Below are 12057 nucleotides of genomic sequence, written 5' to 3' on the forward strand. Positions count from 1 at the left end.
ATCAGGTCATTTCGTGCCACAGGGAGCCCCGGGGGAGGCGTACGGGCTCAAGAACCAGCCAGCCGAGCCGATTTGCGCCGTGCCGCCGCGCGCGATGGGGCACAGTCGGCGAGGGGTGGCGCGACGCGCGCGGGTCGCTCGGCGGGGACCGTGCCGGTGTTGACGCGGCATCAGCAGGGACCGCGAGGTGGCGGAACAGGACCGTGCAGCACCGCACCACAGAGCAGTCACCAGCACCAGAGCAGTCACCAGCACTACTGAGGGGGAACAGCAGGTGAGCACCACGGCCTCCGCGGCGGCCACCACCACCGGTCGGCCCGGCCACGTGGCCACGACCGGAACCGGCGCGGGACTCGGCTTCTGCCGCGTCACCATCGTCGCGCCCGACAGCCGGATCGACGTGGCGCTGCCCGACGACATCCCGGTCGCCGACATCTACCCGGAGGTCCTGCGCCTTTCCCGGCAGAGCCCGGCCGAAGGCGCCCCCGTGGGCTATCACCTCGTCCGCAGGGACGGCGCCGTCCTCGACGGCGCCCGCTCCTTCGCCGCCCAGCGCATCCTCGACGGCGAGCTCCTGACCCTGCGCCCCTTCTCGGCGTCGCTGCCGCCCGCCGTCTACGACGACGTGTCCGACGCCGTCGCCTCCGCCGTGACGAGCGACCGCACCCTGTGGAACGGCGACCTCACCCGCGCCGCGGGCCTGATCGGCGGCGCCGTCCTGCCGCTCCTGCTGGCCTTCGTGACCTGGACGGCCGAGCCCCGCCACGACATGCACAGCTTCCCCGGCGTCCTCGCCGCCGTCGCGGGCCTGCTGCTGCTCACCTTCGCCTGCGTACGGGCCCGGGTGTACGACGACCGGGCCGCCGCCGTCGCGCTCGGCCTCGGCGCGCTGCCGAACCTGGCGGTGGCGGGCTCCGGGCTGCTGCCGCTCACGGAGGGTCACGGCATCGGCAGGCTCCAGTTCCTGCTGGCCTGCGCGGCCGTGCTCGTGGCGTCGGTGGTCCTGACGCTGGTGTCGCCGCGCGGGGACGGCCCGTTCGTGGCGTTCGTCTGCGCGTCCGCGATCGGCCTGTTCACGGTGTTCGCGGCGACCGTCTGGCGCATGGAGGCCGTCGAGACCGCCGCGCTGTGCGCCCCGCTGGCCGTGGGGGCCCTCGCCTTCCTGCCGGGCCTCGCCCTGCGCTTCGCCCGCCTCCCCATCGGCTTCGCCTCGCCGCACGCCGCGCGCCCCACCTACGGCGCCGACCTCGACCCCGACTCCGACCGCACTCCTCAGGACCCCGTCGACGCCGACCGCATCGCCGCCCAGGCCCGCCGCGGCCACGAACTGCTCATCGGCCTCGTCGGCGGCTGCGCCCTGGTCTCCGTGGGCGCGGCGGCCGTCCTCGGCTTCTCGGACGACGGCTGGGGACAGCTCCTCGCCCTCGCCACCGGCGTCGCGATGCTGATGCGCGCCCAGCTCTTCCGCTACACGGCCCAGGTCGCCGCCACCCTGGCCGCGGGCCTGGCCTGCCTGGTCCTGCTCGGCGTCGGCCTGTGCCTCAACCCGTCGGACAGCCTGATGCGCGACGCCCTGAGCGGCGACACCGCGGCCCTCGACCTGCGCACCATCTGGCTGGTCGCCGCCATCGCGGCCGCCGCCGTGCTGTGCACCGCCGTCGGCCTGATCACCTCCCGCAGCGGCGTGACCCCCTTCTGGGGCCGCTTCGTGGAGATCGCCGAGGTCTTCGTCCTCCTGACACTCGTACCCCTGACACTCGCGGTCTTCGACGTGTACGCCTCCGCACGCGCGATGACGAGCTGACACCGGCGACGCCGCTCACGAGGCGCAGCGGCGGCCCCCGGCGAACCCGCCACCCCCACCCTGGTACTCTGTGTAACGCCCGCATGTCTGCGCACACCCAAGGCCCAAGGCCAGGGACCGCGCCGCGGCATCCCGCCTCCCGAGGCGGACCCATGCCTTCAGAGTTCCGAAAGCTCCCCTGAGACGAAGACCAGGGGCACTCGAAGGCGAAACGAAGACTCACAAGGAGTACGCGTGTCGCTCGACGCCGCTACGAAGAAGCAGATCATGACCGAGTTCGGCCAGAAGGAGGGCGACACCGGCTCCCCCGAGGTTCAGGTGGCGCTGCTTTCCCGCCGCATCTCGGACCTGACCGAGCACCTCAAGACGCACAAGCACGACCACCACTCCCGTCGTGGTCTGCTGATCCTCGTCGGCCAGCGCCGCCGTCTGCTGCAGTACCTGGCCAAGAAGGACATCCAGCGCTTCCGTGCCCTGGTTGACCGGCTCGGCATCCGCCGCGGTGCGGCGGGCGCCAAGTAAGACGCCGTGAAGGGAGCGGTTCCCACTCGAAGCACTCGAAGGGGGCCGCTCCCTTTGCTGTACGTGCGCGATGTCACTGCCCGTTTGTAGTCTGGTGACGTCCGGCACGGTACGGACGCCGGGCACGAGCCCGGCCAGGACGATTCCGCCAGGAGCGTCCGACAGGACAAATCCATAGGAGAGGCGCACCCAGCCGCCGCCGGTCCTCGGTAGTGGCCCCCGGGATACGAAGAGAACGAACCCCGGGTGCTTCGATCGAAGACCGGCCCGCACCCACGGCGCGCTCCTCCGCCCCACCGCACGGCCACACGGGCCCGCGGTGGACCTCCCCGGCCACACGGGCGGGGGACTCCCGGACCACACGGGCTCGGGAGCGAAGACGAAAAGTAGGAGAACCGCTAGTGGAGAACGAGACCCACTACGCCGAGGCCGTCATCGACAACGGCTCCTTCGGCACCCGCACCATCCGCTTCGAGACGGGCCGCCTCGCCAAGCAGGCCGCCGGCTCCGCCGTTGCGTACCTGGACGACGACACCATGGTGCTGTCGGCCACCACGGCTTCCAAGAAGCCCAAGGACCAGCTCGACTTCTTCCCCCTCACGGTGGACGTCGAGGAGCGGCAGTACGCCGCCGGCAAGATCCCCGGCTCCTTCTTCCGCCGTGAGGGCCGTCCCTCCGAGGACGCGGTCCTGACCTGCCGCCTGATCGACCGCCCGCTGCGTCCTTCCTTCAAGAAGGGCCTGCGCAACGAGATCCAGATCGTCGAGACGATCATGGCGCTCAACCCCGACCACCTGTACGACGTGGTCGCGATCAACGCCGCCTCCTGCTCCACGCAGCTGGCCGGCCTGCCCTTCTCGGGCCCGATCGGCGGCACGCGCGTGGCGCTCATCAAGGGCCAGTGGGTCGCCTTCCCGACGCACACCGAGCTCGAGGACGCCGTCTTCGACATGGTCGTCGCCGGTCGCGTCCTCGAGGACGGCGACGTCGCGATCATGATGGTCGAGGCCGAGGCCACCGAGAAGACCATCCAGCTGGTGAAGGACGGCGCCGAGGCCCCGACCGAAGAGGTCGTCGCCGCCGGTCTGGAAGCCGCGAAGCCCTTCATCAAGGTCCTCTGCAAGGCCCAGTCGGACCTCGCCGCCAAGGCCGCCAAGCCCACCGGCGACTTCCCGGTCTTCCTGGACTACCAGGACGACGTGCTCGAGGCCCTGACCGCCGCGGTCAGGACCGAGCTCGCCCAGGCGCTCACCATCGCCGGCAAGCAGGAGCGCGAGGCCGAGCTGGACCGCGTCAAGGAGATCGCCGGCGAGAAGCTGCTCCCGCAGTTCGAGGGCCGCGAGAAGGAGATCTCCGGTGCCTACCGCGCGCTGACCAAGAAGCTGGTCCGCGAGCGCATCATCAAGGACAAGGTCCGCATCGACGGCCGCGGCGTCACGGACATCCGTACGCTCGCCGCCGAGGTCGAGGCCATCCCGCGCGTGCACGGCTCGGCGCTGTTCGAGCGTGGCGAGACCCAGATCCTGGGCGTCACCACCCTCAACATGCTCCGCATGGAGCAGCAGCTGGACACCCTCTCCCCGGTGACCCGCAAGCGCTACATGCACAACTACAACTTCCCGCCGTACTCCGTCGGTGAGACCGGCCGCGTCGGCTCCCCGAAGCGCCGCGAGATCGGCCACGGCGCGCTCGCCGAGCGCGCCATCGTGCCGGTCCTGCCGACGCGCGAGGAGTTCCCGTACGCGATCCGTCAGGTGTCCGAGGCCCTCGGCTCCAACGGCTCGACGTCCATGGGCTCGGTCTGCGCCTCCACGATGTCGCTGCTGAACGCCGGTGTGCCGCTGAAGGCCGCCGTCGCCGGTATCGCCATGGGCCTGATCTCCCAGGAGATCGACGGCGACACGCACTACGTCGCCCTCACCGACATCCTCGGTGCGGAGGACGCCTTCGGCGACATGGACTTCAAGGTCGCCGGCACCAAGGAGTTCGTGACCGCCCTCCAGCTCGACACCAAGCTGGACGGCATCCCGGCCTCCGTCCTGGCCGCCGCCCTGAAGCAGGCCCGCGACGCCCGCCTGCACATCCTCGACGTGATGATGGAAGCGATCGACGTTCCGGACGAGATGTCCCCGAACGCCCCGCGGATCATCACCGTCAAGATCCCGGTGGACAAGATCGGTGAGGTCATCGGCCCGAAGGGCAAGATGATCAACCAGATCCAGGAGGACACCGGCGCCGACATCACGATCGAGGACGACGGCACCATCTACATCGGTGCCGCCGACGGCCCGGCCGCCGAGGCCGCCCGCGCCACGATCAACGGCATCGCCAACCCGACCATGCCGGAGGTCGGCGAGCGCTACCTGGGCACGGTCGTGAAGACGACCACCTTCGGCGCGTTCGTGTCGCTGCTCCCGGGCAAGGACGGTCTGCTGCACATCTCGCAGATCCGCAAGCTCGCCGGTGGCAAGCGCGTGGAGAACGTCGAGGACGTCCTCGGCGTGGGCCAGAAGGTCCAGGTCGAGATCGCCGAGATCGACTCCCGCGGCAAGCTCTCCCTCATCCCCGTCATCGAGGGCGAAGAGGGCGACGAGGCCTCCGACAAGAAGGACGACACCGACAAGTGACGTCGCGTAGCACCACGACGACGGCCCGCACCTCCTCGGAGGCGCGGGCCGTCGCCCGTACCCAAACCCTGATCAAGGGCGAGAACGGCATCGGCACGGTCCGCAAGACCACCCTCCCCGGCGGCCTGCGCATCGTCACCGAGACCCTGCCGTCCGTCCGCTCCGCCACCTTCGGCATCTGGGCCCACGTGGGCTCACGGGACGAGACACCGTCCCTGAACGGCGCCACGCACTACCTGGAGCACCTGCTCTTCAAGGGCACGAGGAAGCGCAGCGCCCTGGACATCTCCTCGGCGATCGACGCGGTCGGCGGCGAGATGAACGCGTTCACGGCCAAGGAGTACACGTGCTACTACGCGCGCGTGCTCGACACCGACCTGCCGCTGGCCGTCGACGTCATCTGCGACATGTTGACCGGCTCCCTCATCGAGCAGGACGACGTCGACGCCGAGCGCGGAGTCATCCTCGAAGAGATCGCCATGACCGAGGACGACCCGGGCGACTGCGTGCACGACCTGTTCGCGCACACGATGCTCGGCGACACCCCCCTCGGCCGCCCGGTCCTCGGCACCGTCGACACGATCAACGCCCTGACGGCCGACCGCATCCGCCGCTTCTACAAGAAGCACTACGACCCGACGCACCTGGTCGTCGCGGCCGCGGGCAACGTCGACCACCAGAAGGTCGTCCGCCAGGTCCGCGCCGCCTTCGAGAAGGCCGGCGCGCTGCACCGCGCGGACGCCACCCCCCTCGCGCCGCGCGACGGCTCCCGCCGCCTGACCACGTCCGGCCGCGTCGAGCTGATCGACCGCAAGACCGAGCAGGCCCACGTCATCCTCGGCATGCCGGGCCTGGCCCGCACCGACGAGCGCCGCTGGGCCCTCGGCGTCCTGAACACGGCGCTCGGCGGCGGCATGTCGTCCCGCCTGTTCCAGGAGGTCCGCGAGAAGCGCGGCCTGGCCTACAGCGTGTACTCGTACACCTCCGGCTTCGCCGACACCGGCCTCTTCGGCGTGTACGCGGGCTGCCGCCCGAGCCAGGTGCACGACGTCCTGAAGATCTGCCGCGACGAGCTGGACCAGGTCGCGCAACACGGCCTCACGGACGACGAGATCACCCGTGCCATCGGCCAGCTCGCGGGCTCCACCGTCCTCGGCCTGGAGGACACCGGCGCGCTGATGAACCGTATCGGCAAGAGCGAGCTGTGCTGGGGCGAGCAGATGTCGGTCGACGACATGCTCGCGAGGATCACCGCGGTCACGCCCGACGAGGTGCGCGCGGTGGCCCGGGACGTGCTTGGCCGGCGCCCCTCGCTGTCGGCGATAGGCCCGCTCCGGGGCAAGCAGGCGGAACGCCTGCACGAAGCGGTCGCGTAGGTTCGTGCGTGCGGGGCCGCGCGGCGCGCGCGGCCCCGGTACGTCTCGTCACTCCCGTAAGGAATGAAGGACATGAGCAAGCTGCGCGTGGCGGTCATCGGCGCCAAGGGCCGGATCGGCTCCGAGGCCGTGCGGGCCGTCGAGGCCGCCGAGGACATGGATCTGGTCGCCGCCCTCGGGCGCGGCGACCGCCTGGACACGCTGGTCGAGACCGGCGCCCAGGTCGCGGTGGAGCTGACCACCCCGGCCTCGGTGATGGGCAACCTCGACTTCTGCGTACGGCACGGCATCCACGCCGTCGTCGGTACGACGGGCTGGACCGACGAGCGCCTCGCGCAGCTGCGGACGTCCCTGGCCGCGTCCCCGGAGACGGGCGTCCTCATCGCCCCGAACTTCTCCATCGGCGCGGTCCTGACCATGAAGTTCGCGCAGATCGCCGCGCCGTACTTCGAGTCGGTCGAGGTCGTCGAACTGCACCACCCGAACAAGGTCGACGCCCCCAGCGGCACCGCCACGCGCACCGCCCAGCTCATCGCCGCCGCCCGCGAGCAGGCGGGCAGCGCCCCGCAGCCGGACGCGACGGCGACGGCGCTCGACGGGGCCCGGGGCGCGAACGTCGACGGCGTGCCCGTGCACGCCGTGCGCCTGCGCGGCCTCCTCGCCCACCAGGAGGTGCTGCTCGGTGCCGAGGGCGAGACCCTGACGGTCCGCCACGACTCGCTGCACCACAGCAGCTTCATGCCGGGCATCCTGCTCGGCGCCCGCCGGGTCGTGGCCACACCGGGCCTGACCTTCGGCCTGGAACACTTCCTGGACCTGAACTGACGTCATGCGAGCAAAGATCACCTACGCCGTCACAGCCGCCGTCCTGGTCGTCTACTTCGTCCTGGTCGGCAGCCGTGGCGTGCTCCTGATAGAGCACGGCACCGTCCTCACCGTCACCTTCGGTGTCGCGGTGCTGATCCTGCCGGTCATCGGCGTCTGGTTCCTGTGGCAGAACACGCGCTTCGTCCAGCGCGCGAACCGTCTCGCCGCCGAGCTGGAGGCCGAAGGCGGGCTGCCGGTCGACGAGTTGAAGCGGACGCCCAGCGGCCGCGTCGACCGCGACTCGGCCGACGAGGTCTTCGCCCGGCGCAAGGCCGAGACGGAGGACACCCCGGACGACTGGCGCTGCTGGTTCCGCCTCGCCGTGGCCTACCACGACGCCCGCGACACGCCTCGCGCGCGCAAGGCCATGCAGCGGGCGATCGCCCTGCGCGAGGGCAGGCCGGTCAGCGCCTGACGGGTGGCCGGCGGGACCGGGCCGATGGCAGTCGCCCGACGACGCCTAGGCCATGCGACGGTACTCGTCGGCCCACACCTCGACCGTGTCGGCGGCCCGGTCGAACGCCGTGCGCCGCGCCAGGAAGTCCGCGTTCCGGTCGGTCAGGAGCAGCCGCCGCTCACCGGCCGCCCGGTCATGTCGTACGAGAACGAGGGCCTGCCCCTGCACCGTGCGCGGCAGCCCCAGCCACCGCACGGGCTGCTGCGCCGTGCGCACCGACGCGACTTGCGCCCACGGCACCGTCTGGGTGTTGAGGAAGCTCACCCGGCGCAGCCCCTGCGCGCTCACCCAGGTGCCCATGCGAAGGAGCCGCAGGGCGGCGGCGATGATGAGTCCGGCCAGGCCCACGCAGATCGCGGCGCCCGAAAGGGCACCCGCCGCGGCGATGATCACGGCGGCCACGAGGACGAACGAGGCGAGCAGCAGCAGCACGGCGGCGGCGCCCACGCGCCAGGGGCCCGGGCGGTACGGCCGGCGCCAGCGGTCGCGGTCGTCGAAGGGGAGCGCGGTGTCGTGCGCGGCCTCGTCGAAAGCGCGGTCCGCGGTCAGGAAGGGCAGGGGCACGGCTGATCCTCACTCGATCCACGCACATGGGCTGTGCCCGGTGAGGTTATCGAGCCGTGCTCCCTGCTACCACCCTTGGGGGGCCAAGGGGGTACTCCCGCGCCACTCGGGCGGCGGGGTGTGGTCAGCGCCCGTCCGAGGCCTCGGACTGCTGGGTCTTGGCGGGCGACTGGTCGGCCGACATCGCGGGCATGCCGAAGAGCACGGAACCCACCAGACCGGCGACCACGGTGAGACCGATGAGCGTGCGGCCAACGATCTGACCGGCCGTGGCGCGCTCACGGGGTGGGGGAGTGACGTTGCTGCGGAACTTGTCGGCTTCGGCGATGAAGGCGAAGGGTACGGGCTCTCGCCGACGGAACATGGGGCGCGCGTCTCCTCACGGGACTCGAACTGAACTCTGTCAACAAGACAGACGCTCGAAACGCCCAAAAGGTGCCCTGTTTCGGCAAATTCGCCGAAGATTGTGGGGACGGGGCAGCTGGCGGCCCTTTGTCGGCGCCTGGCCCGCGCGGCGCTCAACGCCAACGGCCGCGTCGCTCCCCGACCGGGGCGCGCGACCGCGCGCGGACCCGATGACCGGCCCCACGAGGCGCGGACACATGGTGTCTTGAGGCACGTATGTGCGGATGGCCCGAGCGAAGTGTCCGTATTGCGGCATTTCTAGAAGTTCATCTAGCCTGATCAAACGGACCCGGCACTGCTTGAACCCCCGAGCAGGCAGTGCCGGGCTCCTCCCTTGTCAGACCCTGTGCGTCACCCGAGGGGCGACCCCGTGCTGAGCAGCGAGTAGCGTGTGACCCATGGCTCCGACCTCCACTCCGCAGACCCCCTTCGGGCGGGTCCTCACCGCCATGGTCACGCCCTTCACGGCGGACGGCGCACTCGACCTCGACGGCGCGCGCCAGCTCGCCGCCCACCTGGTGGACGCAGGCAACGACGGCCTGATCGTCAACGGCACCACGGGCGAGTCCCCGACCACCACCGACGCGGAGAAAGCAGAGCTGGTACGAGCGGTGGTGGACGCCGTCGGAGACCGCGCCCACATCGTCGCCGGAGTCGGCACGAACGACACCAGGCACAGCATCGAGCTGGCCCGCGCGGCCGCGAGCGCCGGCGCACACGGCCTGCTCACCGTCACGCCGTACTACAACAAGCCTCCGCAGGAGGGCCTCCTCCGGCACTTCACGGCGATCGCCGACGCCACCGAGCTGCCGGTGATGCTGTACGACATCCCGGGCCGCAGCGGCGTACCGATCAACACCGAAACGATCGTGCGCCTCGCCGAGCACCCCCGTATCGTCGCCAACAAGGACGCCAAGGGCGACCTCGGCCGAGCCAGCTGGGCCATCGCCCGCTCCGGCCTCGCCTGGTACTCCGGCGACGACATGCTCAACCTGCCGCTGCTCTCGGTCGGCGCCTGCGGCTTCGTCTCCGTCGTCAGCCACGTCGTCACGCCGGAGCTGCGCGCGATGATCGACGCGCACACCAGCGGCGACGTCCAGAAGGCGACCGAGATCCACCAGAAGCTGCTCCCGGTCTTCACGGGCATGTTCCGTACGCAGGGTGTGATCACCACCAAGGCGGCGCTCGCCCTGCAGGGCCGCCCCGGCGGACCGCTGCGGCTGCCGCTGGTCGAGCTCTCACCCGAGGAGACGGCCCAGCTCAAGATCGATCTTGCCGCCGGTGGGGTACAGCTTTAACCACAGACTTCACAACTGAATAGGCAACACCGCAGGCCACATGCCTGCACCCAAACAACTGCTACTGCACGAACGTCATGCGCGCCACGTGCCCCGGAGGTACGTGGCGTGTGTGGTGAGGAGAGTCTTTTGAGTCATCCGCATCCTGAACTCGGCGCCCCGCCGAAGCTCCCGAAGGGCGGCCTGCGGGTCACCCCGCTGGGCGGCCTCGGCGAGATCGGCCGCAACATGACCGTCTTCGAGTACGACGGGCGTCTCCTGATCGTCGACTGCGGAGTGCTCTTCCCCGAGGAGGAGCAGCCCGGAATCGACCTGATCCTGCCGGACTTCACGTCCATCCGGGACCGCCTCGACGACATCGAGGGCATCGTCCTCACGCACGGCCACGAGGACCACATCGGCGGTGTCCCCTACCTCCTGCGCGAGAAGCCGGACATCCCGCTGATCGGCTCCAAGCTCACCCTCGCCCTGATCGAGGCCAAGCTCCAGGAGCACCGCATCCGGCCCTACACGCTGGAGGTCGCCGAGGGGCACCGCGAGCGCGTCGGCCCCTTCGACTGCGAGTTCGTCGCGGTCAACCACTCCATCCCGGACGCGCTCGCGGTCGCCATCCGCACGCCCGCGGGCATGGTGGTGCACACCGGCGACTTCAAGATGGACCAGCTTCCGCTGGACCGTCGCCTCACGGACCTGCACGCCTTCGCGCGCCTGAGCGAGGAGGGCATCGACCTTCTTCTCTCCGACTCGACGAACGCCGAGGTCCCGGGCTTCGTCCCGCCGGAGCGCGACATCTCGAACGTGCTCCGTCAGGTCTTCGCGGGCGCCCGCAAGCGGATCATCGTGGCCAGCTTCGCCAGCCATGTGCACCGCATCCAGCAGATCCTGGACGCGGCCCACGAGTACGGCCGCCGGGTCGCCTTCGTCGGCCGTTCCATGGTCCGTAACATGGGCATCGCCCGTGACCTCGGCTATCTGAAGGTCCCGCCGGGCCTGGTCGTCGACGTCAAGACCCTCGACGACCTGCCGGACCACGAGGTCGTCCTGGTCTGCACGGGCTCCCAGGGCGAGCCGATGGCCGCGCTCTCCCGCATGGCCAACCGGGACCACCAGATCCGCATCGTCTCGGGCGACACGGTGATCCTGGCGTCGTCCCTCATCCCGGGCAACGAGAACGCGGTCTACCGCGTCATCAACGGCCTGACCCGCTGGGGCGCCAACGTCGTCCACAAGGGCAACGCCAAGGTGCACGTCTCGGGCCACGCCTCGGCCGGCGAGCTGCTGTACTTCTACAACATCTGCAAGCCGAAGAACCTGATGCCGGTCCACGGCGAATGGCGCCACCTGCGCGCCAACGCCGAGCTCGGCGCCCTCACCGGCGTCCCGCACGACCGCATCGTCATCGCCGAGGACGGCGTCGTGGTCGACCTCGTCGCGGGCAAGGCCAAGATCGTCGGCAAGGTCCAGGCGGGGTACGTGTACGTCGACGGCCTCTCCGTCGGCGATGTGGGCGAGCCCGCGCTGAAGGACCGCAAGATCCTCGGGGACGAGGGCATCATCTCGGTCTTCGTGGTGGTGGACTCCTCCACCGGGAAGATCACCGGTGGCCCGCACGTACAGGCCCGGGGCTCCGGCATCGAGGACTCGGCGTTCAACGCCGTCATCCCGAAGGTCCAGGAAGTCCTGGAGAAGTCGGCCCAGGACGGCGTCGTCGAACCCCACCAGCTGCAGCAGCTCATCCGCCGCACGCTGGGCAAGTGGGTGTCGGACAACTACCGCCGCCGCCCGATGATCCTGCCGGTCGTCGTCGAGGTCTGACGGTCACTCGACCGGCCTGACCACCGGCCCTCTGGAGCGGGGCGCCTCGATTTGCATCGGGGCGCCCCGCTCCAGTACGTTTACGGCTCCGCCAGACGGGGAAGCGCCGCGCACGGTTGTGCCGGAGGCCGACTCGGACGGGGCGGAAATTCCGACTCAGAATCTCTGATAAAGTCGGAGTCGCCGGAAAGGGAAACGCGAAAGCGAAGACCTGGAAAGCACCGAGAAAATCGGGTCGGAACGGGAAGCCGGAAAGATCTGATAGAGTCGGAAACGCAAGAACAAAAGAAACACCGAAGGGAAGCGCCCGGAGGAAAGCCCG

At 70.2% G+C, this 12057-nt stretch carries 10 protein-coding genes; 8 read left to right on the forward strand and 2 right to left on the reverse strand.

Annotation, left to right across the window (positions count from 1 at the left end; all coding sequences use genetic code 11):
- Positions 1-274: 274 nt before the first annotated feature.
- From eccD to ACFVHO_RS36790, 6 genes are all read left to right on the forward strand, one after another.
- Positions 275-1804, forward strand: coding sequence for a type VII secretion integral membrane protein EccD (eccD, locus tag ACFVHO_RS36765; RefSeq protein ID WP_385724687.1), 1530 nt, complete (start codon positions 275-277; stop codon positions 1802-1804).
- Between the two features lie 234 nt (positions 1805-2038).
- On the forward strand, positions 2039-2326 hold the full coding sequence (rpsO, locus tag ACFVHO_RS36770; protein WP_030363216.1) for a 30S ribosomal protein S15: 288 nt from the start codon (positions 2039-2041) through the stop codon (positions 2324-2326).
- Between the two features lie 401 nt (positions 2327-2727).
- Positions 2728-4953, forward strand: a complete 2226-nt coding sequence (locus ACFVHO_RS36775; RefSeq protein WP_385724689.1) for a polyribonucleotide nucleotidyltransferase — start codon at positions 2728-2730, stop codon at positions 4951-4953.
- Entirely contained in the window at positions 4950-6329 is a 1380-nt protein-coding gene (locus ACFVHO_RS36780; RefSeq protein WP_385724691.1) for a M16 family metallopeptidase, read from the forward strand. The genes ACFVHO_RS36775 and ACFVHO_RS36780 overlap by 4 nt, the downstream gene beginning before the upstream one ends.
- Positions 6330-6401: 72 nt before the next feature.
- Positions 6402-7154, forward strand: a complete 753-nt coding sequence (dapB, locus tag ACFVHO_RS36785; protein ID WP_289945090.1) for a 4-hydroxy-tetrahydrodipicolinate reductase — start codon at positions 6402-6404, stop codon at positions 7152-7154.
- Between the two features lie 4 nt (positions 7155-7158).
- The gene (locus tag ACFVHO_RS36790) at positions 7159-7611 is read left to right on the forward strand and encodes a tetratricopeptide repeat protein (RefSeq protein WP_385724693.1); all 453 of its coding nucleotides are present in this window, start codon (positions 7159-7161) and stop codon (positions 7609-7611) included.
- A gap of 45 nt (positions 7612-7656) precedes the next feature.
- Here the strand turns inward: ACFVHO_RS36790 and ACFVHO_RS36795 are convergent, their stop codons facing one another.
- Entirely contained in the window at positions 7657-8217 is a 561-nt protein-coding gene (locus tag ACFVHO_RS36795) for a PH domain-containing protein (RefSeq protein ID WP_385724695.1), read from the reverse strand.
- A gap of 124 nt (positions 8218-8341) precedes the next feature.
- Positions 8342-8581: a hypothetical protein gene (locus tag ACFVHO_RS36800; RefSeq protein WP_385724696.1), complete on the reverse strand. Its 240-nt coding sequence runs from the start codon at positions 8579-8581 to the stop codon at positions 8342-8344.
- A gap of 439 nt (positions 8582-9020) precedes the next feature.
- Here ACFVHO_RS36800 and dapA point away from each other — a divergent pair, with 439 nt between their 5' ends.
- Together dapA and ACFVHO_RS36810 are read left to right on the forward strand one after the other, a co-directional pair.
- The gene (gene dapA, locus ACFVHO_RS36805; protein ID WP_385724698.1) at positions 9021-9920 is read left to right on the forward strand and encodes a 4-hydroxy-tetrahydrodipicolinate synthase; all 900 of its coding nucleotides are present in this window, start codon (positions 9021-9023) and stop codon (positions 9918-9920) included.
- Between the two features lie 129 nt (positions 9921-10049).
- A complete protein-coding gene (locus tag ACFVHO_RS36810) occupies positions 10050-11735 on the forward strand; it encodes a ribonuclease J (RefSeq protein ID WP_030363224.1) in 1686 nt (561 codons plus the stop codon).
- The last annotated feature ends 322 nt before the right edge of the window (positions 11736-12057 follow it).

Source organism: Streptomyces sp. NPDC127108 (assembly GCF_042677545.1).
Taxonomy (GTDB): domain Bacteria; phylum Actinomycetota; class Actinomycetes; order Streptomycetales; family Streptomycetaceae; genus Streptomyces.